Below are 25,560 nucleotides of genomic sequence, written 5' to 3'. Positions count from 1 at the left end.
GGGACCATTTTTAAAAAACAAGTTCCCCTGTCATCCTTTCCACTGGCTGGATTATCAAGATCTTATCTTCCAGGGATTTTAACAATTCTGCATCTTTGACCTGTTCCCCGTCCTTTGTCTGGAGATAGAATGAGTCATAAGCATAGTCTGCAGAAGTGGAAACCCTTAAATGAGAAACTTTTAAACCAAAATCGAATACTTTCCTTAAGATCCTATAGACTAAACCAACCATATCCGGCATCCGGACTTCCATGATGGTAGTATCCGTAATATCTTCGTTAGAAAAACGAACGGAGCGATTGATGATACTTTCAGGTATCGTCTTACGTGGATTCCATTCTGTTCTTTCGAAAGCGATACTATCTCTTTGCAATTCTCCCGAAGCCATCAATCTTAGTTTGCCTTCCATTCTGGAAAGTTTTTCGGAAGAAATATTCCCACTTCCTTGAGAGTCCGTTACTTGAAGAATATGGATCTGAAATTCTTCGAAAGTATAACTTTGCATCCCGACTAAACTTAGGCCCTCGGATGAAACGGAACAACATAAATCCAATAAGATTTCGGGAATATTACGACTTACCACCTCTACGGTTACGAAGGCAGGATCTTGCTCTGAATCCAAGAGTAGAGTCGAGTTCTCATCCTGGCTAAGAGAAGTAATCGATTTAAAATATTTTAATATCTTTCGGTTCGAAACGGTTTTTAGAAAACTTTCAGGGATCACTGAATATGCAAAAGATGCGATCGTTTTGGAAATTTTAGGATCCTGCCCTTCTTTTTCCGTTAGATACGCAACCAAGTCTTTAGCAAGAGCTATCCTTTCCTCTTCTCCATGAGGATCTTCCGAATCAGTTCTTTTGTTTTTGAAGAAGTCTATTGAGTTTTTATAAAGTACATTTAAGATGGCTTTTTTCCAATTCGTAAGAACGTTTGTGCCTACTGATTTGGTATCAATAATCGTTAGAATGTATAAAAGTTTAAGTCTATCCGGATTAGAAACAGTCCTCGCAAAATTGCGGATTAACAACTTATCGGAAATATCCCTTTTGGAAGAAAGTTCCGACATCAGAATATGTTTTTCGACCAAGAAACGGAATAGATCCGTATCTTCTTCCGATAATCCCAAACGAGATCCGACAGAAACAGCAAGTTCTGCGCCGTATTCGGAATGGTCTCCCTCTTTTACTTTTCCGGCATCATGCAGAAGAATTGCTAAAGCCAAAATTTCAGTCTTATCACATTCTTTATAAACTTCCAAGATCTCTCTGTCTTCAAACTCTCCTTTATCCAAACGATCCAATTCATGAAGAATAAGAAGTGTGTGTTCATCTACTGTGAACTCATGATGATAACTAAACAAAGGAAAATTTGTACATGCACCGAACTCAGGCAGAAGTTCACCTAGAACCTGGCATTCATGCATTAATTTCAATATTCTTCCTCTATCTTTTTTATTCTGAAGAATGCTGATAAATCCGCCGTTAACCTCTGCAGAATATCTAAAGTCATCATCCAAAAAGTGAGAAGCAAATCGGATCTCACTGAGCAATCCACCAGAAACTTCAAAACCTGTTTCTTGGATCATTCTAAAAGTAAGTAAAATATCTTTGTATAATGTATGAGGATCTGCAAAAAGATTTCCTTCGCTTGGAGGAAAGATCGTATTTCCAATCTTTAAGAATCGAATACCTTCGTAGTCGAAGTTTTGGGCTTCTCCTTTTTTCTGAGCTGCCAATAAAGAATCCAAATATACACGAACGATAAAAAATATATTCTTCTGATGACTATAGAGAGTGTTCATAAACTTCTCTATGGTTTGCATATCCTCTTTTTTACCAAAGCCTAGATACTCGGCAACCTCAGGCTGAAGATTCAGATCTAAACGATCATGTTTTCTTCCTGTAAGAATATGAAGTGCTGTCCTGACTCGGATCAGAAAATCATAAGCTTCTTCCAATGCTTGGACTTCTCCACTTTGAAAAACAGGAAGTACCGCAAGTCCGCCTAAAGAACGGATAGGGCTTCTGGATTTTTCAGTCCAATATAAATATTGAATATCCCTTAAACCGCAAAGATCCGTTTTTAAATTCGGTTCTGAAAGAAGGATGGGCCTCCCCTCTCTTAAGAATCTTTCCGAAAGTTGGTCTTCTTTAGCTTGGTTGTATCTGATCGCGAACTTTGGGGGAAGTTTTGCTAAAAATTCTTCTTGGTATTTTTTGAATAATTCTTTGGAGCCTGTTAGGAACCTACTATCCAAGACGGCATGAAAGCTGGACATATCATCCAAATAACGAAATGATTCTTTGATAGTTCTGCAGGTATGTCCGACTTCCTTTCCGGAATCGTAAAGATAAGTATTAATGGAAGAAATGATCTCCGAAAGTTTAGAATCCGGAACTCCATTATGTAAATATAATATATCTACGTCGGAATGAGGAGCCATCTCCATTCGTCCATAACCACCTAAAGCGATTACTGCTACTTCTTCCCCTTTTTTTAAGATGCCGGATGACTTTTCAAACCTGGCCCTCAAAAAGGAATCTATGATAAATGTGAGCTGGCGAGAAATTAAGCGGCCAGAAACCGCCCTACTCTTTTCCAAAAGCCTTTGAAAACTATAGGAGATATCTAATTCTAAAGGCAAGGTCGGTTCCTACTAGCTGTTAGACTGAGTTTATTTCAATTTATCGCCAGGGTTAGCGCCTCTATGAGGCACAAAAAGGCTGAGGCTCTCGCCTTCTCCGGAAGCCAGAAGCATTGCTTCTGAAACACCAAACTTCATCTTTCTTGGTTTCAAATTGGCAACCGCAACAATCGTCAATCCAAGAAGATCCTGAGGTTGATAGGAAGCCTTGATACCTGCAAAAACATTCTTAGTTCCAAGAGGACCCAGATCCAATTTTACTTGGACCAATTTATCGGCTCCTTCTACGGGACCGGCTTCTATAATTTTACCGACTCTAAGATCTACTTTGCTTAGATCCTCGATTGAAATTTCCAAAACTCCTTCCGTTTTAGGAGCAGCGGAGGTAGTTGCAGGTTGAGCGGATTTAGTTTCCAAAGTGTTTTCTTCTAACATGGTTTGAATCGATTTTTCCTCTACACGTTTGGTGATCATTTCATATGCGGATACTTTTGTTTTTTCCAGATCGGAAGCAAGATCGCTAAACTCAGGCTTTTTGTTTAAACCTAAAATTTTATACACCTTCTCCCCTGATTTGGGAAGAACAGGATATAAATAAATGGAAAGAATTCTGGCCGCGTTTAAAGCAACCGTAACAGTTTTACGAGCTGCCTCTGCATCCGATTTGATTTGGATCCAAGGAGCAAGATCGTTCACATACTTATTCGCGATATCGCCCAAGCGGGAACATTCTTTCATTACCCTAGTATAATTTCGGGTTTCATACCATTCTCTGATCTTAGATTCGGAACTTCTGAGCTCATCCAGGATTTTTTTCCCTTCCGAGTCCAGACTTCCCAAAGTCCTATCAAGTTTATCTAATATAGAAGTGGCAACCCTGGAAACCAGGTTTACAAAATTCCCTACGAAGTCCGAATTCACTTTTGCAGTGTAATCATCGAAGGAAAGATCCAGATCGTCCATTCCGGGTCCGAGTTTTCCGGCCAGATAAAAACGAAGATGTTCCGGATCCAAATGTTTCAGATAACCATCCGCCTTGATGAAGGTTCCTCTAGACTTAGACATCTTCTCTCCATTGACGGTAATAAAACCGTGAACATGGACTTGAGTAGGAGAACGATAGCCTCCTCCTTCCAAGGTAGCAGGCCAGAATAAAGTATGAAAATATAATATATCTTTTCCGATAAAATGGGAGATCTCAGTCTTCTCATCTTTCCAGAAAGAATCGAATTTTTTACGATCCCCTTTGAAATAATTTAAGCAGGAAGCCATATAACCGATAGGAGCATCCAGCCAAACATAAAAATATTTTTCAGTCTCGCCGGGGATCTTAAATCCGAAATAAGGACCGTCACGAGAAATATCCCAATCTTGGAGCCCGGCTTCGAACCATTCTTTCAGTTTTTTGCGAACACCTTCCGCAACATGGGAACCCTTCTCCACCCAATTGGAAAGATAACTTTCAAAATCTCCCAATTTGAAAAAGATATGTTTAGAATTTCGACTAACGGGCGGAGTTCCGCATAAGGAACAATGAGAATCTTTTAGATCTTTAGGAGAATAGGTAGCTCCACAATTCTCGCAACTATCTCCATACTGGTCTTGGGTCCCGCAGTTAGGACAAGTCCCTTTAATAAAACGATCCGGAAGGAACATCTTATCGGTATCACAATAAGCCTGTTCAATTTCTCTTTCCGCGATATGTCCTTTTCCCTTTAGAGAAAGATAAATTTCTTCGGAAAGGATTCGATTTTCTTCGGAGTTAGTGGTATAATAATTATCGTATTCTACTAAAAAGCCGGAAAGATCCCGGTAATGTTCCGCTCTAACACGGTCGATCAATTCTTCCGGGCTGATCCCTTCTTTTCTTGCAGCAAGCATGATGGGCGTGCCATGTGTATCGTCCGCACAGAAAAAATAACACTCATTGCCTAATGATTTTTGATAACGAACATAAACATCAGTCTGGATCGCTTCCAAAACATGGCCTAAATGAATAGGACCATTCGCATAAGGCAAAGCAGAAGTAACGAGGATCTTTCGTTTTGATTCGGAACTCACATAGTCAGGTTGAGAAAAATTCCCCCAAAATCAACATGGATTTTCATTGCAAAACCGCAGGTTGGGTTAAAATACATCGGAAAAACGGGAACACCCTTAAAGGGAAGGCATTGAAAATGGAAAGGGTTTCATCCTTGGCTAGCAAAGTTCTACCAGGTCATGAGTTTTACGAAAAGTTTCAGAAAAGTCTGGATAGAGAAACGGAGATTTTTCAACTCAAGATGAATTACGCCAAGGTTCTAGTGAGCCTTTGGTCTTATTCTTGTCATGCAGACGGAGTCTTTCATAGAAAAGAAGGAAATCTTGTCGGACAAATGGTAAAAGCGATGTTCGATAAAGATTGTATCTTCGATCATCACCAAGATCAAAAAGCGGAGATCATTGAAGAGTTATCCGAAGTATTCGAATCTCCTCTTCCAGTAAAAATGATCACTGACTTTGCAGAAGGGAATCCTGTTTTAGCCGTAAACTTCTACGAAGACGCAGTATGTATCGTAACTACTGACGGCAAATTCACCGATCGAGAGAAAGAATTTTTGGAAGATCTAGCAAGGGAGCTAGAAATTTCTTCCATGGATAAGAAGAACATAGATAATAAATATACGGACGGCGACGAAGACTGAACTTCTAGTCGCCTCCTTCTCATGCCTTTTCCAATTCTATTACTATTATCCGGCTACTTGGGCCTTCAGCTCATACTAAGCGGACCATTCTTACAACTTCTAGTAAATATAATATCCTTTAGGCTATTCAAATTCCGTTGGCTAACTCCAGGTATCTTACTTCCAGGACTTTGGGTTTGGGCCAGACATTTTGTAATATTCTTTCCGGGGGAACTCGGAACAGATATAGTACATGCAAAAGGAAGTTTCGTACATTTCAGGATCTCATTCTCCAATCTATTTAAAGGAAAATTAATATTCAGAGGTGTGAATGTCCGCTCTTTCCATATGGATTATACAAACAGAGTAGAATCCAGGAAAAAGATAGAATATCTTCCTAAAAGAGGAAGGATCCAATTCAAATTGGAGAAGGTTTCCCACTCCAGTATTGACATAGAAGACAAAACCTTAACTCCGGTATTTAATATCCAGATACGGGACATCAAAATCGAGAACGGAGTTTTAGATGCAGGTTCTCCATTAGAAATTCTTTTTAGAAGCAGGATAGGTTCTTGTAGACTGGGCAGAGAAGGTTTACTCAGAACAGGAACACTCAAAGGCGGGGATAGAGGTTATCTCACATTAAGTGGGATAACTTGGGGAGAACTTGCAGGACTCGAAATTATTCCTCTGCCTTTATTCAAAAAGCAAGTTCATCTTACTTTAGAATTTAGACATATAGATGAACATCATACAGATTTTGAAGGAACCTTATTGCATACAGGTTTAGGAGAAGAAGAGGAATCTGAATCCTATCCTTTCCGCTTCGGAGTGGACTGGAATGATTTCAACCTTCCTTTCGATCTGGCTCTTAGAAAACTTATTATGGAACTATTTCTTCAGACCAAATTAGAAGGTTTGATGGCGAGAACCCTGCAGACGATTGCAAAAGGAATCCGGTTATTTTTAGGGAAGGATTAATATTATTTATCATTTTTAGATTCGCCATTCGAATCTTTTTTTGGACGAGAATCTATAATTTCGTTATCAGGACGCAAGCTGCATGTAGAATTAAATGAATATATCACGAAAGAATCAAAATCAAATATCGGACCTGAATAGCTTAGTACTTTTGCACACTCATTTACCTCTCGCTTTCGATAATATCTAGATTCATTAAGACTCATCACTGTTTCGTTGATAAGAGATGCCATAATCACATCCAGAAGTGTTCGAGAGATCAGCTCTTCACCAGTATATCCGTCCTCTTGATATGCAATATCAGCCATAAGATAATCACCTACCCTGGCCGCACCAATCAGTTTCTTTTTAGCCTCGTCTCCTCTATAAGTTTCGGTTAGTCCGACAGCGTCCCAAATCAGGCAATTTGTTATGAGACCAATCGACAATACTGTCAACATGGTGACTAACTTTCCCATTTATTTCTCCTAAAATAGCGTAATTTGCAAATTAATCAATCTAGTACGATTGAACAATCATCTATTCTAGAAATTGAAAAGTGAGAATATTATTTATCATTAACTTTACAAGCCTGGACCAGGCTCGTAATACATTTGTGAGAGGAAATATCGGCTGTTTATCTAACTTTCTGCCCCATCCCTTCTACGATCCCATTCAGTTTAATCAAACCGGAGATCATATCTTTCATAGCAGAACGAAATGCTTTCTTTTGTTCTTCATCCACCCTTTGAGATGCTATATCCGCTTTCATGGATTCCAGAGTGTCACTTACCAAAGCAATGATACCATACATCGGCTCATCTTTGTTAGTCGAGTTAATGATGAATTCAATATTATTCTTATACATCTTTTTTCCCTTTTCGCCTATAGATAAGGATCTCAGTCCTTCTCTACTTAGTTCATTGTATAAAATGTATTCCTTTGAGGATAAGGATTCAAGTCGAATTTGTAATATTCGAACGATTTATCGAATTTTCTAAAAAGTCCGGAGTCATTTCATCTTTTAGATCCACTCCAGATATACCTCGTTTGAGAGACTCGGAAAGTAAATAAGCGGTTTTTAAGGTTGCCTTATGGAAATCTAAGCCATCCGGGCGTATGTTCGAAATACAATTCCGACTTTCATCTGTTTTGCCTAACTTAGGATCAAATGTAAGATACATTCCTAAACTATCCGCAGATGTAAGCCCTGGTCGTTCTCCAATGAGCAATACCGCCGCCCTGGCCCCCAGAATTTCTCCTATCTCATCTCCGATTGCGACTCTTCCTAATTTTCCTAAAACGAACGGTGCGATCTTATATTTTTGCTCGGATAAGATAGGAACCAACACTTGTAAGAATGGTATCAAATTTGAATCGACCGCCTTTGCAGAAAGTCCATCTACACCTATCAATACGAGGTCATATATTCCCTTTTTAGATTCTAATCTTGCTCGAGAAGGTTCAGAGATCCTACGACCCAAATCCGGTCTAAGTAAATATTCTTCTCTGCTTTTTGCTAAACTTTCTACTCTAACGATTTCGCTTCCTAACGGTTGGAAAATTTTTTCGAGACCTAAGTTAATTGTATCGAAATCAGGTTCCACTAACACCGCGTCTCTTGCTCTTGCATGATCCAATCTAAATTTTAATAACTCGGAGGTAGGGATAGAACCTCCGGATCTTCCAATACCAATTCTTGCAGAAGTTGAACTTTTCCAAAATTCTTTAGGATTCATCCGGCCTTATCCTCTAAAATTCCTTCGAGCAGAACTCTATTCTGATTTTCTTTCGGCAGAAATTGTTTCGTAGTTTCGAATAAACCTTTTTCTAAAAGCCAGCTTTCAAATTCAGGAGCGGGCCTTAGTCCAAAAATTTGGCGCAGATACAAAGCGTCATGAAAGGAAGTACTTTGGTAGGACAACATCACATCATCCGCACCAGGAACTCCCATTATATAATTACATCCTGCAGCCCCAAGCAAGGTAAGTAATGTATCCATATCGTCTTGGTCCGCATCCGCATGATTTGTATAACATACATCCACACCCATAGGGAGACCTAAAAGTTTTCCGCAAAAATGATCTTCCAGTCCTGCTCTTAATATTTGTTTTCCATTATATAGATATTCAGGTCCTATAAAACCAACCACAGTGTTCACGAGTAGCGGATCGAATTTTTTTGCTACTGCATAAGCCCTTGCTTCTAGAGTTTGTTGGTCGACACCAAAATGCGCACCTGCAGACAATCCACTCCCTTGTCCTGTTTCGAAATACATCACATTGTTTCCGACGGTTCCCCTGTTTAATTCCAAAGCCATCTGTCTGGATTCTTCTAAAATGTTTAAGTTTACTCCGAAACTTTTATTTAAAGCCTCGCTTCCACCGATGGATTGAAACACTAAATCAAGAGGAGCACCTTCTTCCATTGCTTTCATAGAAGTTGTTACATGACAGAGTATGCAGGACTGAGTCGGGATAGAATATTTTTGGATAATAGAATCCAACATCTTAAGAAGTGCAATTACCGTAGGAACGTTATCCGTGGCCGGGTTGATGCCGATCACCGCATCTCCACTTCCTAATAAAAGTCCGTCCAAAATACTCGCAGCAATTCCCTTTGGATCGTCTGTAGGATGATTCGGTTGTAAACGTGCGGACAATCTTCCGGGAAGTCCTATTGTATTTCGGAACTTGGTAACTACTGGAGATTTTTTAGAAACCAAGATCAAATCCTGGTTAGACATCAATTTAGAAACGGCGGCAGCCATCTCGGGAGTGATACCATCTCGGATCTCTGAGATCCGTTCGGAGTCCGTATTTTCCTTTAAAAGAAAGTCACGAAATTCTCCCACTGTTAGGGAAGAAATTTTAGAAAATGCAGATCGATCATGAGAATCAAAAATTAGACGAGTAACCTCGTCTTTTTCTCCAGGGATCAATTCTATATTCAAAAATTCTGATAAATGAAGATCCGCCAAAGCCATTTGGGCTGCGATTCTTTCTTCCTGAGTAGAAGCAGCAATACCGGCCAATTGGTCTCCTGAACGAAGCGGACTTGCCTTAGCCAGCAAAGTTTTTAGATCAGGAAATACGTAGGACTTCCTACCAAGAACGGTTTTATAAGCCATATTAATTCCCTATCGATCTCATACCATATCTGAGAAAAGTGCAAGTTTCATTTTGCAAAAATGGAATTCCTGGCCCATACCAATCCGCTTCCTAAGATCAAAACAAAGATCCCAAATAAGATCGGATGTTGCCATGCAGATACTGCTAAGACGATTGCAGAGAGAATAAGCGCAATAGAAGGCAGAAGTTTCCCTCCAGGGACCATAAATGGTCTTTCCCTGTCGGGTTGTTTTTTTCGAAGCACAAAGAAGCTGATCATGGAGCAAAAGTATAAAAGCAAAGCTCCGAATGCAGACAATGTAATCAACTCGGATGTTTTGCCTGTACATAATGCTGCGATCCCGAATGCAGTATTCGCAAGCAAAGCATTCACTGGAGTTTTAAATTTAGGATGTATCTTACCGAAAAAATTAGGAAGAAAGTTCGCTCTTCCAAACTCGAAACTGGCTCTTCCCCCCGCCAAAATGATCCCGTGAAAAGAAGCAATCAGACCGAATAACCCGATCGTAATCAAAAGATGAAAAGCCCAACCGGATTCTCCATATAATTTTCGTAATGCAAGAGGCAAAGGATAATCGGAAGCAGCGGCATCAGGCTCCGGATACACGATCATCTCCCATCCTCCCACTCCTATGGAAGAAAAAAACACCAATCCACAAAGTACAACTAATGTCGCTAACGCAGATCCGAATCCGATCAGGATATTTTTTTGAGGATCCTTTGTTTCTTCTGCGACATTTGCCACTCCTTCAATCGCCAGAAAAAACCAAACTGCAAACGGTAAAGAAGATAAGGCTCCGGTCCAACCATTAGGCAATGGATTCGAGGAAAACTTTTGCCAAGAAAAACTTGGAAGTGTAAGTCCCGAAAATAAAAGTAATTCAAAAACTGCTAATATAGTAATTCCAAACTCGAATGATGCTGCAAATTTCACTCCAAGTATATTCAAACTCGTAAAGAGCAAGTATGCAACAATTGCAATCCAGATCGGATCTATACCTGGCAAAAATAAAGAAAAGTAGGCCCCGATAGCAGCGGCAATCGCAGGAGGTGCAAATAAAAATTCAATCAACTGAGCGGTGCCAACGATATAGGCCCAGGCATTTCCGAGAGCTTCTCTACCGTAGTCGAATGCTCCTCCTGCTTTGGGGATCATACATGCGAGTTCTGTGTAGCTGAAAGAAAAACAAACATATAGCAGAATGATCAGTAAGGTGGCAATTCCTAACCCCAAAGTCCCGCCTACTGGTAGACCCAGGTTCCAACCAAAATACATGCCCGAAATTACGTATCCGACTCCTAAGCCCCAGAGTAGCCAAGGACCAAGAGTTCGACTAAATTCTTCTTTTGATTCCATCTTTGGACTTAAATAGCAAAAAGTGTACCTATTCCAAGTTCGTTTCTTCTTTAGGAAAAAACTCGACGTCTAAACTTATACCAGGGAGCATTCAATATGCCTCAGTTAAGATCTCGTACTTCCACCCACGGACGCAATATGGCCGGAGCCAGAGCACTCTGGAGAGCCACCGGTATGAAAGAAGGTGATTTCGGAAAACCGATCGTCGCCATCGCAAACTCATTCACTCAATTCGTTCCAGGACATGTTCATTTAAAAGACCTAGGGCAAATGGTCGCAAGAGAAGTGGAGAAGGCAGGAGCCGTCGCAAAAGAATTCAATACGATCGCAGTAGATGACGGTATCGCCATGGGGCATGGCGGAATGTTATACTCTTTGCCAAGCCGTGACCTGATCGCTGACTCAGTTGAGTATATGGTCAACGCTCATACTGCGGATGCACTTATCTGTATTTCCAACTGTGATAAGATCACACCTGGTATGCTCATGGCAGCTTTACGTTTGAATATACCGACTGTTTTCGTATCCGGTGGACCGATGGAAGCTGGAAAAGTAAATTGGAATGGGGACATCAGAAAATTGGATTTGGTAGACGCGATGGTAGAAGCCGCCAATCAAAATGTTTCCGACGAACTCGTGGAGCAAATTGAACGTTCCGCTTGTCCTACCTGCGGATCTTGTTCCGGGATGTTCACTGCAAATTCAATGAACTGTCTTACGGAAGCATTAGGACTTTCTCTTCCTGGTAACGGCTCCACGTTAGCAACTCATGCAGACAGAAAACAACTCTTCTTAACCGCAGGAAGATTGATCGTAGATCTCGCAAAAAGATATTATGAACAAGACGATGAGTCTGTTCTTCCTAGAAATATCGCCACTTATGAAGCGTTTCAAAACGCGATGGCATTGGATGTTGCGATGGGAGGGTCAACAAATACTGTACTTCATATTCTCGCAGCAGCACACGAGGCCGGGATCAATTTCAAAATGCATGATATAGATCTGATCTCCAGAAGAGTTCCTTGTGTTTGTAAAGTTGCTCCTGCTACTCAAAAATATCATATGGAAGATGTTCACAGAGCTGGCGGAGTTATTGGAATTCTTTCGGAGTTAGATAGAGCAGGACTGATTCATAGAGACGTACCTACAGTTCATTCTCCTACATTAGGCAAAGCTTTAGAAGAATGGGATATCGTTCGTCAGAATGCAAACTCCAAAGCATATGCATTATTCTCCGCGGCACCTGGTGGAATTCCTACAACGGAAGCGTTCTCCCAAGATAAACGTTGGCCTGAACTAGATTTAGATAGAGCAAACGGATGTATCCGAGATGTAGAACATGCATACTCTCAAGACGGAGGGCTCGCAGTTCTTTATGGAAATATCGCACCTGAAGGTTGTATTGTAAAAACGGCAGGCGTAGATGAGTCCATCTGGAAATTCAAGGGAAGAGCCAGAGTGATGGAAAGCCAAGAAGAAGCCGTAGCCAAAATCCTAGGCAACGAAGTGGTAGAAGGTGACGTAGTCGTGATCCGTTACGAAGGTCCAAAAGGTGGACCTGGTATGCAGGAAATGTTATATCCTACTTCTTATCTCAAATCCAAAGGTTTAGGAAAAGCTTGCGCACTTCTGACTGATGGAAGATTCTCCGGAGGGACTTCCGGACTATCTATAGGACATGTTTCCCCAGAGGCAGCAGCCGGCGGAATTATCGGTCTTGTGGAAGAAGGTGATATCATTGAGATAGATATCCCAGACAGATCCATTCACTTAAGAGTGAGTGACGCAGATCTTTCTGATCGAAGAGATAGAATGAACGATAAAGGAAAAGAAGCTTGGAAACCTAAGTCCAGAAAAAGGACAGTTTCCGCAGCATTAAGAGCCTATGCAGCTCTGACTACTTCCGCACATACCGGAGCAGTCAGAGATGTGAGCCAGGTAGAACATCAATAATTTAATGAGACAAAACTATTCCTCGAGTAAGGGAATTCTAAAAGAATAAAAAATCGATGCCCGATAAAAAGACTGGAAACCGATCTTAAAAGAGAGTATCTTCTACTTATGTCGAAAATTGCCCTTACTCTCCCTTCTGTACAAACTCCCTCTGAGCTGATGGATTTCCTTAAAAAGGAATCGGACAATCCGAACTTCGATCTTTGGTTGGACCAATTGTCCGAAAGAGCAAGATCCGGAGACAAACTGGTATGGAGTTTTTTATACCAAGCAATTAGAGAGGCGGATTCGGGCAGATTATCCTGGGGATTTCATAAAAGACTTCTTTCCGGGATCTTTCATATGCTTTCTCGTATTGGGGATTCTCAGTCTTATAGATTATTCATCAATTATGTTAAGTCCTTGGACAGGACCATTCCGACAGGCGCTCTGGAACTCATCGGAGATCTAATTCCTACATTCAAAGAAATTGATATAGATGAGATCATTTCCATCTCTTCTCTAAACGATCCGTTCAAATCCGCATTCGGAATTTATGCATTAGCTCAGATCGTTCTGGAAGATAGAATCCCTGAGGAAAAGATAGAACAAGTAAAATCTTTCTTAAGAGATTACCATAATCCGAGTTATTATTTGGATCATCTAGTAGAAAGAACTCTTGAGTTTTTAGAAAGAGACAATTCAGACATTCTTGCCTTCGTAGAACAACTCGCTAGTTAAGTTACTCAAATACTATTAGTTTGATTTGCTTCTCGACGGGTTGTTTCACTCATAAAAAAAGGAAGTCTTTCGACTTCCTTTTTTATTCTTCAGAGTTTGAGAAGAAATTTAAGCAGAGTATTGGTCCATTAGAGATTTTGCAATTACCCTAAGAGCCATTACTTCTTCCGCACCTTCAAAGATGGAGAACACACGAGCATCTACGAAGTAACGAGAAACTGCGTATTCTTCCGCATATCCCATTCCACCGTGGATCTGCATTGCTTCTCTTGTCACCCATTCCGCAACTTTAGAAGCGTAGAACTTGATCAAAGTCGCTTCCATTTGTCCTTGGTGGTTGTCCAAAAGTTTTGCTACAGTATTGGTGAACTGGCGAGAAGCCTGAACGATCATCGCCATACGAGCGATCTTATACTTAGTCAGGTTATAATCGAAGATTGGTTTTTGGAATACTTGTCTCTCTTGAGCGTAACGAAGACCGGCCTCTAAAGCCGCTTGCATCACACCGTTTGCACGAGCTGCAGTTTGGATCCTTCCACCAGAGAAACCTTCCATTTGGAAATAGAATCCTTTTCCTCTTGCAGGTTCTCCACCGATCAGATTTTCTTCAGGAACAAAATAGTCCTCGAAAGAAACTTCGAAAGAGTGCATACCACGATAGCCGATAGTTCCGATTGCTTTACCGGAAATTCTTCCGCCACCGTCTTGTTTATAATCAAATTCATGACCAGTGAAACTTGGCTTCTCTGCAAGAACAATAGAAAGACCTTTGTGTTTCAACTCAGGATCGGATTCAGTTCTTACAAGGATTAGAAGAAGGTTTGCATATCCTGCAAAAGTACACCAGGTTTTAACACCATTGATGGACCAGCCTCCGTCCACTTTTTTAGCGGTAACGGAAACTCCGGCAACATCTGAACCGTAATTAGGTTCGGTTACCATGATACCACCCATCTTCTCGCCGGAAGCGATAAGTGGAAGCCACTTCTCTTTCTGAGCGTCCGTTCCACCTTTTAATAATGCTTTGGAAAGAATTTCAGGACGAGTGATTAGAGATCCTGCGATCCCTAAAGATCCTCTGGAAAGTTCTTCGGTTACAACAAGCATGGAAATATTATCCGCTTTATCGTTTGGTTGTAGTCCACCGTAAGTTTCAGGAATACAAAGACCGAAACATCCCATGTCTCTTAAACCTTGGATGATCTCTTCAGGAACGATATCGTCATGGCGGTGAACATGCTCTGCTTTAGGAGCTACAACTTCTTCCGCGAATTGTTTGAAAGTTTGGCGGAACATTTCGTGATCTTCGCTAAGTCCATAAGCACCGAAATGTCCTAATGAAACGATAAGATCAGCGATATGATTGTAGTTCTCGATCGCGCTGGCTTCTTCTAAGAATTTGTTCGTAGACTCATCGAATAATTTAGAGATTAGGTCCTGAGTAGAAATACCATATTCGGAAGTTCTAGAACTAAACTCACTGCGGATATGAGAAACAACTTCTGCTGCAAAAACCTGAGCCATTAATTTTTCAAGCTCACCTGTTCCGAGAGAATCGTTCCAAGCGTAATCAATAAAATTTTCTGCGATCTTTTGTTCGGAGGTCAACCAAGCGATTTGGTATTGTACGAATTGGTTTTGGTCCATTTTGGAAACGGAAACTTTTCCATTGGAGCTACATTTAGCCGCTAAGGCCTTGGTTACTTGTTCGATTATTGCTGAAGACTTGCTTAAAGCCTGTTTTGCCGCCGAAGAGTCCGTCGGAGCTTTCGTTGCCATCATTTGTTCCTACCGATATTGGGAAATATTACTCAAAATACTATAACCTGGGGCCGTTTCGGCCTGTCATTTAAGTTTTTGAACCAAAGTCTCGGGAAGAAATGAGACAGAATGTCCGAAAGAAGGTGCCTTCCTCTGTCCAATAGAAGCCTGTAGGAGTTCCTAGATCAACCTTCCATATTGCGGACCAGAGAAGATCTAATCTTTAATAGATTATTTCGGATCCTTCTTTTTTGGTCATCAGTGAGAAGGATCTCTTTTCTTTCTGCCCGATCCAAAACCAAACTTGCCTTTTCTACGAATTCAATAGCCGCGTCGCTCGCCGATTCTCTTTTAAGCTGCTTTTCTTTAAAAAGATCCAAAGCCCTTTGGACCTCTTTTAATTGTTCTGAGACCGAAACGATTTCTTCTACAGGGGAACTCATGATCGTAATCCTCTATTCGTAAAGAACGTCGATATACTTTTTCTTAGCTTCGGCATGTTCTTTAAAACTTTTAGAGAAGTAATGAAATCCATCCGGTTTTAATAAGAAGAATAGATACTCTGTCTTAGTTGGCATGAGTGCCGCTTCTAAAGAAGGTTGTCCCGGATTAGAAATAGGACCAGGCGGATATCCTTTATTCATATAAGTATTATAAGGAGAAACGATCTTCAGATCTTTTTCAAAAATACGAGGATGAGGTTTATCAAAAAGATACTGGATAGTAGCGCAAGACTCCAAAGGAATATCTTGTTTCAAACGATTTAAGAATACGCCGGCCATCAAAGGTCTTTCTTCATTTTTTTTGGCTTCTCTTTCTACCACTGAAGCAAGGACCACGATCTCATGCAGTTTTTTAGGATCTAATTCCTTTGCTCCAGGAACCTTCTCCAATCTAACATAAAATCTTTTGATCATCATCCTTGCGATCTTATCCGCAGGGAAATTCACCGGAACACTGTAAGTTTCCGGGAATAGATAACCTTCCGCATTATTTGCAGGGATCTTAAACTCTCTTAATAGCTCCGTTCTGGAAGCGGCATTCAAAAAATCGGCTCTGGTCTTAATTAAGTTTTTCTTAACTAATAAATCGCCTATCTGGCGGTTATTATAACCTTCCGGAACGGTAAATGTGACAAGTTTAACTTTTCCTTCCGTGATCACTTGTAGGATCTTACGCGCATCCATCCCGTCATTGATCTCATATAGACCGGCCTTGATCTTTCCTGCAGATCTGGTTGCTTTAATTAGAAAAAGGAAATATTTAGAAGATTTTAATAATCCGTTCTTGGAAAGATTTTCAGTAACTTCTGAAGGAGAATCGCCAGGCTCTACTATGATGTCCACTTTTACCTGGCCGGCACCTACGGCTCCACCTTTGATCTCATCTGTAACAAAGAAGGCGACCACACCCGAAAGTGCAAGTATGCCTAATAAAACAACGGATCTTCTCACGAATGTATTTTTAAAAATCATAACCGCATCTGCCTCGTATTTCTATCGGCGAAATTTCCTTTTTACGGAACCTCTACTTCCCTAAAAAAGGGATCTCTGGAACTAAGTTTTTTATCCCAGCTCTATCCTGCTCTCTGAAAAAACAGGAATAATACCCTTCGTGACAGGCTGCACCTTCCTGTTCCACTTCGTACACAACAAAACTTCCATCATCGGGTGCTAAGATCCTTTTCAGTTTTTGGATATGTCCGGAAGTGTCTCCCTTTCTCCATAGCTGGTTCCTGGACCTGCTGAAATAAATTCCAAGGGATTCTTTTTTGCTGAGTTCCAAACTTTCTAAATTGGAGAATGCCTGCATTAAAACAAGGCCCTTCTCATCTTTGGTGATCACTGGGATCAAACCGTCGGAGAATTTGAGGCCATCGAAATTGGAGATTTCTACCAATTCCTTTTCCGAAAAGTTGGGATGAGAAATTAAGACGGTATCTTCGTCACAGTCTATAAAAGTTTTCACGTTAGTCGGAAGATCATTGCGAAGATGTTCCCATTCCGCTTGGGTCATTCTTCTCAATTCGGAAATTTTTCCCGGCTGTCCACCGGCCCAAATAATAGTAAGCATTCTTTTCCTACATAAACCAAGGACCGACCCAAACCGTCAAGAAAGGTGAGACCTTGAAAATCCTCCCAAGGCCTCGCCCTCGTGAGGATGTTACGCCGCTTCTTTTTCTTTTCTATCTCCGAAGCTGTCGAATCGGACCTCGTCCGCTATTACTTTGACCTTGGAACGGGATTGGCCTTCCTGATTTTTCCATCTATCCTGTTTTAAATGTCCGATTACTGTTACCTTTTTTCCTTTTTTAAGATATTCAGAACAATTTTCAGCAAGCCTTTCCCAAACCTCTACGTCTACGTAGGAAACCTCGGACTCTTCTCCTTCTGCTCTTTTGTAGTTATGGTTCACCGCCACTGTAAAATTTGTGACAGACTTTCCAGCTTGGGTTCTCTTTAGTTCCGGATCGCCGGTTAAAAAACCGTCCAGAACTGTGAGTGATAAATTTTTCATAAACATTCTCCTCCTGGGGAATATGGGAGTTACGTGTAGTAGAATGTTTACTGTGCTTGTGATTTTTTTGGATTTAGCGGAACATCTCCCGGAATTTTGATTCCAGGAGATTCGGCTTAGATTAAAGAGAATGACGGGCCAGAGAATTCAGGCCCGATCTATTTATTCTTCCAGAGTGGTAAGGTAAGATTCGCCTTCTAAAATAGAAGAAACACCAAGATAGTATTCATCTTCTGAGTTGAATTGCCCGGCAAAAGAATACCAACCGATAGAAATGCCTAAGAGGAGTGCAGCCGCGGCCGCTAATACATTTCTGATCGGGAACTGGACCAACTTTTTAGAACTTTCTTCTTTTGTGTATCTATCGATCACACAAGAAGCTAAATTTTTAGACCAGTTCGGATCTGATTTTCTTTTTTCGATCTCTTCCTTCATTGGTAGACAATCTTTTAATATTTTCCCCATACTTCTCCTCCTTCTCTTTTTTCGGAGTTCTGCATTCTTCGCAACATTTCCTTTCCTCTAGCCGCTCTGGATTTTACCGTTCCCGCAGGAACTCCCAGAACTTCTGCGATCTCTTTTTCGGAATATCCGGAAAGATAATATTGGATCACACTTCTATACGCTTCGGGAAGATTGCCAATCCAAAGTTTTGCTTTTTCCCAAGTAGGAAGATCTTCTCTATCCTCCGGGAGTTCTTTATCAAAAGCGAAACTTCTGGAATCTTCTTCCGATCTTTTTCCGGCTTTCTCCGCCTTGGTTTCTTCCCTAACTAGATTTTCATTCATACGAATGGATTCGTTCCTAGCGATTGTGTATAACCAAGTGGTCAGCTTAGAGTCTCCCCTAAATTGACCTTTTTGTAATGCCTTATAAGCGCGAAGATATGTTTCCTGTGCGACATCATCTATCGCATATGCAAAGCGTTCATACAAGTAACGGGAGATCGCCGCTAAGACGATCTCCCTGGTTTCTTCTACGAAGCGGGAAAATTCTGCCTCTCCCATTTTACCTCCGAAAGACTTTGGAAATTAATCCTCGTCTTCCTTATCGAATTTACTCTGGAACTTAAGGATTAGATCCGCCAGTTTCCCTCTTTGTTCGGGAGTTAATATCGCGTGGAAATCCACTGCCTTTTTGGTGAAAAATACTCTAAGAGCTGCGATCTTTTTTTCTCTTTCTTCGCCCAGTTTGTTCCATTTTTCAGGATTCAATTTGTCAGCACGAAGTTCTTCTACTGCTTCCTTAGGAAGGAAGTGTCCGCCCATCTTTAGCTCTTTACGTTTTGCAAGCACGTCCTCTTTTATTTTATCAAGGGCAGCTGCTTGTGTATCAGTTAGATCCAATTCTGATTTAAGTTTTTTGACGATATAATTGGCTCTTTTCTCATGAGACATCCATTTATGATGGCAGCCTTGAGTCAGTAGGGCGGTAGTCCCCAGCACCAACAAAATCGCGGTTATTTTCGTAATTTTGCGAAACATTCATTTCTCCTCTTTATGCTCCTGGGACCGGAGCCTAAAAAGTCGGTTCCAAAAAAATTAAGGAGAAAGTATGAGAATATCTTCTTCCCTTATCTCGTATTTAGAAGCCAGACGGGTCACTAGGGAGGCCAGGATTTCCTGGGCTCTTTTGTGATAATAGAATTCTTCTCCCACTTCGATGAAGAACTTACGAACTCCGGGGAGTTCCTTCAGAACAAATGCGATCTCTTGGGCGATCTTCTCCGCATTTTTTTGGAAAGGACAACCGATGAGTTTCACTCCATTTCCGTAAGATACGTTTTGGGTCCTTTCAATCGAGAATGGATATTTCTTTTTGTCCACAAGCATATCTTCCGGGATTTTCAGTACCGAAACGATCTTTTGTAAAAGTTTTTCTGGATCAAAAGGTTTGAGAATATAACCTACAAGTTGTTTACTATGTGCTGCAGCCATGACCTCTTCTTTTTCGTTGCTAGCAGTTAAGAAGACAATGGGGGTATTTTTATTCAGATCAGGGACCTTACTTGCTAGGCGGACCCCCGAAAGTACGGGCATCATATTATCCAAGAGGATAAAATCATATTTGGTTTTTCTTAATTTAAGTTCAGCTGCCATTCCATCTACGACATGGTCCACTTCGAAATTGAACCTTTCCAAAAAATGAATGAGCAATTCGGCAGAAGTTTCGTTATCTTCCGCAAATAAAATTTTAAAGAAAGATTGGATCATAAATCTGAAACGTTTCCTTAACCAAGCGCCGGAGAGCCCCCAAAAAGGCCGGCTAAAACTTTTATTCTTCGTAAATCATCCGTTTTTATAATGTTTAAGTCGACGATAAAATTCCGGTGAATTTGGCCTAAAAATAAAAAAACGGGACCCCGATTCCTCGAAGATCCCGTTTTTACCTTAAAGCAGAAAGTATATTAGATTATCTTCCGGCTTCCCAGTATCCTTCCGAGTATTGGTCGGTAAGATTTGCCCATACTTCTGAAACTCCCTTAGCATTTTTTGCCTCTTGGAGTTTCTTGTTTTCATATGGAGTTACAGGAGAAGAGAAGTTCCAGCCTCTAGCAGAACATGCACTCTTTCCATTTGCCCAATTTCCAGAAGCATCCGTGATTGCCCAGTTTCCGCTTCCATCTTTACAAGCATAACGATAGCTATTGGAACATTTGTTATCGTTCCAACGTCCACTTCCTACGATCTGTAAACAGTCTTCTGCTCCACCATAATCGTTTGGTTCTGCGTTATCCCAAGACCAAAGTCCTTGTTTTGCAAAGTCGGGGCTGAATTGATCTATCCCGAATACGCTGATGCCACAAGATAACATCTGAGCAATATTATCATTTGTGAATACTCCACTTTCTTTCACACCATCATAGATACCAAAGTAGTTGGTGCTATCATTGAAAACACGAGTCATAGTGTTATCATATACACTTCTAGACCAGTTACAGCTAGGATAACCTTGGAAAGCTTTAGGGCTAATTGTATTACTTCCGAAGAAAATCCTTTTTGAGTATTGATTCCAAACTCCGCCATAGCAACCGTTGCTCATCATCAAGATCCTTCTATTAGAAGAAACGATGTCTTTGAGTTTAGGCATATTTGCAGCGCTCGGAATGTCTTCGCAAGAACCGCTATATCTGTATAGATATGGATCTAGGTAACTTCTAACGATTCCCAAGAACTCATCTTGTCTTCCATCCAGATAATCCTCAAAATAAAGTACCAGAACTTCGTTTCTGTTTTGAGGAGAAGAAATCCAGTTGCGAATCTCCTCTAATCCTTTGCTCGCAGGACGATCGAATACGTTACACCCAATATCGTCGGATTTAGCGTGGCAAAGTAAGAAATCATTTTTGAAATTCGTGCTCAAATAATAATGAATATCTAATTCTATAAACCTAGCTCCCAATCTCAACTGGTCAGTAATAGAAACCTGTTGGTTCGGGAAAGCGTAAGAAAAGAAAGGTCCTGCATACGCTTTGCTATTATAGGAGTTATGTGTGCCATAAAACAAAGCCTTGTGCACCGGCAGGTTTGCCGCTACTTGCACTTGTCTTTGCACAGCAAGTGATTTTGCTTCCGCAGACTTTTCGAATATATCGATCGGACTTTCAGTTACTGCTCCCCTACTCGCAAACAAACTAGTCGAAGACAAGCTTATCAGCAAAACGGTAAGCATGATTAATTTTCTCTTCATATTTCCATTCACCTTTTTTACTTCTGTGGATGCATAATATTTCGAAGGCTTAACTTGTAACAAGCTTCTTCTTATAAGCGGCTTATATATGTTTCTTTTTATGAAGAACGATCGTTATTTAAAGCTTAATAATGAATTAGTGGGACCACAAACAAACAGAGTTAAGTGAGCAGCCGCTCATATATTAAATTTATTTAATATAAATTCAAAAGAATATAAGTCCATAACTCATATATAATCGCAATGGTTCGTTTTTCTTTAAATTTATCGCATGAAAACAACTTGTTTCATTGGAAGAAAGTCCCCAAAATGCGAAACATGCCAGCCAAGAAGAAGTCCACAAGGACAAACTCTTCCCCTAAACGAGGGATCAAATATGAAGACAAATCTCCGGGACAACCTGAACTAGTTCCGATTTTTAATGAGATTAAGAAGCTGATGAAACCGTATATAAAGGGAACTCTTAAAGAATGGGGAGATTCTAAAGGCCAATACGGTTTGGTTAGCGAGATGGAAATCGAAGTAAACGGCAAAAAAAAGCCCGAAGTTTATTTCGCAGGCGCACTCGTTCAAAAAGGATATGTGGGATTTTATTTTATGCCTGTGTATTCTGAGCCCGGATTAAAAAAAATCTTACCACAAGAACTTCTGAAATGTTTAAAAGGTAAAAGTTGTTTTTATATAAAGAAGAACGACCCGCTCCTTCTCTCTCAAATCAAAGACGCCTTAAAATTAGGATACGAAGATTATAAAAAGAAGGGTTGGGTAAAATAAAAGCCTTACTTTCCTAGGAAGATCTTTAAGAAATATTCTCTCAACTCAGGAGAAGGCATGATCTGATAATGAGATAAACCTTTTAAGATCTTAACTCTAGTTTCAGGATTGGGCTTCTTACGAAAGACAGAATCGCTAAACAAAGTAAGACTTGGTTTTTCTACAATGCCGTCTCCGATCCAAGAAGACCAATCACCCTCTTCTTCCGAAACAAAACTGTAGATTTGGTAAGCATCCACATCGTCCAGCTCTCCGAAATATTTATCTTTTCCGTATCTACCTAGATGTGTTCCTTCTTTCCAATCTTCTTCTCGAATAATTCCGTGAGAAAGATCCTTCATTGCTTCACTTCTTTGGTTTCCTATATAACCGACTAACTGTACAGGAAACACAGGTAAAGCCTCAGCTCCAAGACCCAACCAGAATCCTACTTTTTCAATATAGGATCCTCCGTCCGGAGAACTTATAAATAATACTTTTTGAATATTAGAAGAAAGCGGATTTCCTTCTTTTTTAGAAGAATAAAGAGCGCTTCTAAAAACAAGACCACCTTGACTATATGAGACCACATCTAATTTTTTATTCTTTAGTTCAGGATCTTCCAGAACCTTTCTTACTAATTCCAGAAGTTTGGATCCGTTCTCCGAAATATGAGCTCCAGGATTGAATCTAAGATAAAAAGGATAATAATTTTCTTTAATCAGAATTTCGGAGAAAGATGGTTCTCCATTTTTAATCCAAAGCCCTTCGTCACAAAATAGGCCAGGGACACAGAGGATCGGTTTTTTAGATCCGGATTTTTTCCAATCTGCCAATACATCTTCTGGACTTACATCTTTTCCATCTAAACGAAAAGATGCTTGGATCTCGGAAGTAGTGATCATTCCTGCAAAAGATTCTCCCACTACGCTAGAAACGGAAATATTCTCGAATACCTTTCTTTGTATTAAAGATTCCGTATCACTCAATGCTTCTAATGCGGTATGCATTGCTTGTGCAGTAGATTCGAACGCTTTAGATAAACCTTCTTCCGTTTTACTTCCTGCTTCCCCCAAAGATCTTCCTGCATCCTTCAGAAATTCTCCAAGTCTGGTTCCGTTTACTGTAGGTGTTTCCGAAATTTGGGATAAACTTTTCGCACACCATTCGAATGAACCTGTGAGTGCAGATTTAACTCCCGATAATACACCGAGAGAAGTATCTCTTGCGAATGAAACTGCGAATTTTCCCAACTTCATGCTGGGTTCTGTTGGTTTGTATGGCATATTTTAGATTCTTAACTGTAAAGCGCCGCCTCACTATACGTAAAAACTGCGGGCCGTCAAGGGGAAAGATAGGCGAAATCATATATTCAGAAGCCAGAACGGCTCCTGAATATTTAAGATTTGATTAACAGGCTAGCTGGACGAAGCTGATCGCGTCAGTTTTACTGAACTCTTCCTCTTCTTCTACAAAGCCTAAGAATAAAGCTTGGGCTCTCATTCTTGCAATATGAGCAGAGGGATAGTCCATCACACAAAGTGTTTGTTTGCCCAAGAAATCTTTTTCTTCTCCAAGAGAAAGTATAGGCTCACTTGATTTACGGACTCCTATATTCTCACCGAAATCCAAGATCAATCTGTAAGCTTTTTCCCCATGATCGAGAAGTAATTCAAAACCAATTACTTTACCGACTCTTAAGTCTAGATCGGCAAAAGGTTTTTCCGAAACTAAGTTTGTATATTCAGTCGATTCCATCATCTAGTATAACCATTCGTAGATAATTATTTGACAAAAAAATTACAAAGAAGGTCCAAAAATCACTGTTAGACTGCGGGCAAATCTAGGAAAAATCTGGTGTATTCATTGGCAGAACTTTCGAAGGAAAGAAAACCTCCATGCTCTTTCACTATACCAAGGCTAACAGAAAGTCCGAGCCCAGTTCCCTTATCTACTCCTTTAGTAGTAAAGAATGTATTAAAGATGGATTTACCGATTTCCTGAGGAATCCCTGAACCCAAATCTTCTACAGTGATCCTTACCCAAGGTTTACCACCAATTTCTTCCGGTTTTGCGGAGATGGTCATTCTTTTGTTCTCATCGTATTCCGGATAACGTTGGTTTAATGCATCTATTCCGTTATTAATTAGATTTAAAAGGACCTGGAGTATTTGTCCCTCCTTACACATTACGGAAGGAAGATTAGTGTGCACGTCCAAATCCAATTGGATACGGCTCATCTTTAATCTCTGCTCTGCAATAGAACGTGTCTTGGATATTAAAGCAAAAACGCTTACGGGCTCGAAGGTTCCTTTTTCCTGTCTGGCAAATCTTAATAAATCTTTTACCATTACGGAAATTCTTTCCCCTTCTTGTTTGATCTTAGAAGCGATCTTTTGGGCCTTATCTATATCCATTTCTCCTTTAGAGATTAACTGTGCATAGTCAATGATCGCCATGATAGGATTATTGATCTCATGGGCCATTGCTCCCGCCAAAAATCCCATCGCTTCTACTTTCTGACTTTGTCTGAGTTGTTCTTCTATTTCGAACTTCTCTTGTTCTGCTCTTCTTAAAGCCTTATGTTCTTCTATTTCTCGAATCGCTCTTCTTAAAGCGGGAACAAGTTTAACTAATCTGTCTTTTAGAACGTAATCAGTTGCTCCTCTAGTCAGAGTTTGGATAGCTGCGTCTTCTCCATATGTTCCTGAAACGAATATAAAAGGAGTACTAGGACATTGTTCTTTGGCGATGGTTAATGCCGATAATCCATCAAAATTAGGAAGTGAGTAGTCCGAAAAAATAAAATCAGGCTTCTCGTCTTCGATTGCCTTTAGGTATTCATCTCTATCTTGAACATGGACAGGAATATACTCTACTCCTCCCCTTTTCAATTCCCTTTGGATAAGCTCTAGATCGGTAGAAGAATCTTCTAAAAAAAGGAACTTTAGCGTCTTCATGTTAATGCACCGATTTATTTAATATACACCAATATTGTCCAATTTCAGATACTGTTATGATTAACTTTTCAAATTCAACAGGTTTAATTATATAACTGTTTACGCCTAGTTTATAACTTTCTACTATATCTTTCTCTTCTGCGGAAGAGGTTAACATTACTACAGGGACCGTTCTTAATTTTTCGTCGGACTTAATCTCTCTTAGCACCTCGAGACCGTCCACTTTTGGCATTTTTAGATCTAATAATATGAATAAAGGTTTTCCGCCCGACTCTCTGCCTTCGTATCTCCCTCTGCAAAACAAGAATTCTAGAGCTTCCTCTCCATCTTTGACATGAAAGACTTGATTTACTAAATTATTTTTTCTGAAACCCCTCAAAGTAAGTTCTGCATCGTTCGGATTATCCTCCGCATAAAGTATATCATAGTTTCCCGATTGATTCATTTTTCT

General features: G+C 40.3%; 26 protein-coding genes. 5 read left to right on the top strand and 21 right to left on the bottom strand.

The window, feature by feature from the left end; all coding sequences use genetic code 11:
• Positions 1-10: 10 nt before the first annotated feature.
• Together EHO65_RS11445 and metG are read right to left on the bottom strand one after the other, a co-directional pair.
• Positions 11-2,644: a [protein-PII] uridylyltransferase family protein gene (locus EHO65_RS11445; protein ID WP_135774399.1), complete on the bottom strand. Its 2,634-nt coding sequence runs from the start codon at positions 2,642-2,644 to the stop codon at positions 11-13.
• Positions 2,645-2,674: 30 nt separating this feature from the next.
• Positions 2,675-4,705: a methionine--tRNA ligase gene (metG, locus tag EHO65_RS11440; protein ID WP_135774398.1), complete on the bottom strand. Its 2,031-nt coding sequence runs from the start codon at positions 4,703-4,705 to the stop codon at positions 2,675-2,677.
• A 116-nt stretch (positions 4,706-4,821) separates the two neighbouring features.
• Here metG and EHO65_RS11435 point away from each other — a divergent pair, with 116 nt between their 5' ends.
• Together EHO65_RS11435 and EHO65_RS11430 are read left to right on the top strand one after the other, a co-directional pair.
• The gene (locus EHO65_RS11435) at positions 4,822-5,328 is read left to right on the top strand and encodes a tellurite resistance TerB family protein (protein WP_135774396.1); all 507 of its coding nucleotides are present in this window, start codon (positions 4,822-4,824) and stop codon (positions 5,326-5,328) included.
• Positions 5,329-5,349: 21 nt separating this feature from the next.
• Positions 5,350-6,288, top strand: coding sequence for a hypothetical protein (locus tag EHO65_RS11430; protein ID WP_135774394.1), 939 nt, complete (start codon positions 5,350-5,352; stop codon positions 6,286-6,288).
• A gap of 2 nt (positions 6,289-6,290) precedes the next feature.
• Here the strand turns inward: EHO65_RS11430 and EHO65_RS11425 are convergent, their stop codons facing one another.
• The 5 genes from EHO65_RS11425 to eat form a co-directional block, all read right to left on the bottom strand.
• Positions 6,291-6,746 (bottom strand): TIGR04452 family lipoprotein, encoded by a 456-nt coding sequence (locus EHO65_RS11425; protein WP_135774392.1) that lies wholly within the window; start codon positions 6,744-6,746, stop codon positions 6,291-6,293.
• A 158-nt stretch (positions 6,747-6,904) separates the two neighbouring features.
• The gene (locus EHO65_RS11420; RefSeq protein ID WP_135774390.1) at positions 6,905-7,135 is read right to left on the bottom strand and encodes a hypothetical protein; all 231 of its coding nucleotides are present in this window, start codon (positions 7,133-7,135) and stop codon (positions 6,905-6,907) included.
• Positions 7,136-7,223: 88 nt separating this feature from the next.
• Positions 7,224-8,006, bottom strand: a complete 783-nt coding sequence (gene eutC / locus EHO65_RS11415) for an ethanolamine ammonia-lyase subunit EutC (RefSeq protein ID WP_135774388.1) — start codon at positions 8,004-8,006, stop codon at positions 7,224-7,226.
• The gene (locus EHO65_RS11410; RefSeq protein WP_135774386.1) at positions 8,003-9,397 is read right to left on the bottom strand and encodes an ethanolamine ammonia-lyase subunit EutB; all 1,395 of its coding nucleotides are present in this window, start codon (positions 9,395-9,397) and stop codon (positions 8,003-8,005) included. The genes eutC and EHO65_RS11410 overlap by 4 nt, the downstream gene beginning before the upstream one ends.
• 47 nt (positions 9,398-9,444) lie before the next feature.
• Positions 9,445-10,755: an ethanolamine permease gene (gene eat, locus EHO65_RS11405; protein ID WP_135774384.1), complete on the bottom strand. Its 1,311-nt coding sequence runs from the start codon at positions 10,753-10,755 to the stop codon at positions 9,445-9,447.
• Positions 10,756-10,851: 96 nt separating this feature from the next.
• On the opposite strand from eat, the gene ilvD reads away from it, so the two are divergent.
• Together ilvD and EHO65_RS11395 are read left to right on the top strand one after the other, a co-directional pair.
• Entirely contained in the window at positions 10,852-12,708 is a 1,857-nt protein-coding gene (gene ilvD, locus EHO65_RS11400; protein ID WP_135774382.1) for a dihydroxy-acid dehydratase, read from the top strand.
• A gap of 108 nt (positions 12,709-12,816) precedes the next feature.
• A complete protein-coding gene (locus EHO65_RS11395; protein WP_024863946.1) occupies positions 12,817-13,428 on the top strand; it encodes a hypothetical protein in 612 nt (203 codons plus the stop codon).
• 108 nt (positions 13,429-13,536) lie between these two features.
• On the opposite strand, the gene EHO65_RS11390 is transcribed toward EHO65_RS11395, so the two are convergent.
• From EHO65_RS11390 to EHO65_RS11345, 10 genes are all read right to left on the bottom strand, one after another.
• Positions 13,537-15,207, bottom strand: coding sequence for an acyl-CoA dehydrogenase family protein (locus tag EHO65_RS11390; RefSeq protein WP_135774517.1), 1,671 nt, complete (start codon positions 15,205-15,207; stop codon positions 13,537-13,539).
• Positions 15,208-15,374: 167 nt separating this feature from the next.
• Entirely contained in the window at positions 15,375-15,632 is a 258-nt protein-coding gene (locus EHO65_RS11385; RefSeq protein ID WP_135774380.1) for a hypothetical protein, read from the bottom strand.
• 12 nt (positions 15,633-15,644) lie between these two features.
• Positions 15,645-16,664 (bottom strand): endolytic transglycosylase MltG, encoded by a 1,020-nt coding sequence (gene mltG, locus EHO65_RS11380; protein WP_135774378.1) that lies wholly within the window; start codon positions 16,662-16,664, stop codon positions 15,645-15,647.
• 52 nt (positions 16,665-16,716) lie between these two features.
• On the bottom strand, positions 16,717-17,262 hold the full coding sequence (locus EHO65_RS11375) for a phosphoribosyl-AMP cyclohydrolase (RefSeq protein ID WP_135774376.1): 546 nt from the start codon (positions 17,260-17,262) through the stop codon (positions 16,717-16,719).
• Positions 17,263-17,352: 90 nt separating this feature from the next.
• Positions 17,353-17,706: a single-stranded DNA-binding protein gene (locus tag EHO65_RS11370; RefSeq protein WP_135774374.1), complete on the bottom strand. Its 354-nt coding sequence runs from the start codon at positions 17,704-17,706 to the stop codon at positions 17,353-17,355.
• Positions 17,707-17,868: 162 nt separating this feature from the next.
• The gene (locus EHO65_RS11365) at positions 17,869-18,171 is read right to left on the bottom strand and encodes a hypothetical protein (RefSeq protein WP_135774372.1); all 303 of its coding nucleotides are present in this window, start codon (positions 18,169-18,171) and stop codon (positions 17,869-17,871) included.
• Positions 18,156-18,713: an RNA polymerase sigma factor gene (locus EHO65_RS11360; protein ID WP_100722696.1), complete on the bottom strand. Its 558-nt coding sequence runs from the start codon at positions 18,711-18,713 to the stop codon at positions 18,156-18,158. The genes EHO65_RS11365 and EHO65_RS11360 overlap by 16 nt, the downstream gene beginning before the upstream one ends.
• A 24-nt stretch (positions 18,714-18,737) precedes the next feature.
• The gene (locus EHO65_RS11355) at positions 18,738-19,190 is read right to left on the bottom strand and encodes a Spy/CpxP family protein refolding chaperone (protein ID WP_208744058.1); all 453 of its coding nucleotides are present in this window, start codon (positions 19,188-19,190) and stop codon (positions 18,738-18,740) included.
• A 57-nt stretch (positions 19,191-19,247) separates the two neighbouring features.
• Positions 19,248-19,919: a response regulator gene (locus tag EHO65_RS11350; protein WP_135774370.1), complete on the bottom strand. Its 672-nt coding sequence runs from the start codon at positions 19,917-19,919 to the stop codon at positions 19,248-19,250.
• Positions 19,920-20,118: 199 nt separating this feature from the next.
• Positions 20,119-21,396: a phosphoinositide-specific phospholipase C-related protein gene (locus tag EHO65_RS11345; protein WP_208744056.1), complete on the bottom strand. Its 1,278-nt coding sequence runs from the start codon at positions 21,394-21,396 to the stop codon at positions 20,119-20,121.
• Between the two features lie 318 nt (positions 21,397-21,714).
• Between EHO65_RS11345 and EHO65_RS11340 the strand changes: the two genes are divergently transcribed.
• Positions 21,715-22,170 carry a DUF1801 domain-containing protein gene (locus EHO65_RS11340; RefSeq protein ID WP_208744054.1) on the top strand — a complete coding sequence of 152 codons (456 nt, stop codon included), beginning with the start codon at positions 21,715-21,717 and terminating at the stop codon, positions 22,168-22,170.
• Between the two features lie 5 nt (positions 22,171-22,175).
• Here the strand turns inward: EHO65_RS11340 and EHO65_RS11335 are convergent, their stop codons facing one another.
• The 4 genes from EHO65_RS11335 to EHO65_RS11320 all read right to left on the bottom strand — a co-directional run bounded on the left by EHO65_RS11335 (position 22,176) and on the right by EHO65_RS11320 (position 25,554).
• Positions 22,176-23,408, bottom strand: a complete 1,233-nt coding sequence (locus tag EHO65_RS11335; protein ID WP_135774366.1) for an esterase/lipase family protein — start codon at positions 23,406-23,408, stop codon at positions 22,176-22,178.
• A 151-nt stretch (positions 23,409-23,559) separates the two neighbouring features.
• Positions 23,560-23,910 (bottom strand): CsaA family protein, encoded by a 351-nt coding sequence (locus EHO65_RS11330; protein ID WP_135774364.1) that lies wholly within the window; start codon positions 23,908-23,910, stop codon positions 23,560-23,562.
• Between the two features lie 65 nt (positions 23,911-23,975).
• The gene (lvrB, locus tag EHO65_RS11325; protein WP_135774362.1) at positions 23,976-25,109 is read right to left on the bottom strand and encodes a hybrid histidine kinase/response regulator LvrB; all 1,134 of its coding nucleotides are present in this window, start codon (positions 25,107-25,109) and stop codon (positions 23,976-23,978) included.
• Between the two features lies 1 nt (position 25,110).
• Positions 25,111-25,554: a response regulator gene (locus EHO65_RS11320; protein ID WP_135774360.1), complete on the bottom strand. Its 444-nt coding sequence runs from the start codon at positions 25,552-25,554 to the stop codon at positions 25,111-25,113.
• Positions 25,555-25,560 lie beyond the last annotated feature (6 nt).

Origin of the sequence: Leptospira andrefontaineae (assembly GCF_004770105.1) — a bacterium.
GTDB classification, from domain to species: Bacteria; Spirochaetota; Leptospiria; order Leptospirales; family Leptospiraceae; genus Leptospira_B; species Leptospira_B andrefontaineae.
The sequence above is the reverse complement of the archived record's forward strand: the minus strand, read 5'-3'. Positions and strand labels throughout refer to the sequence as shown.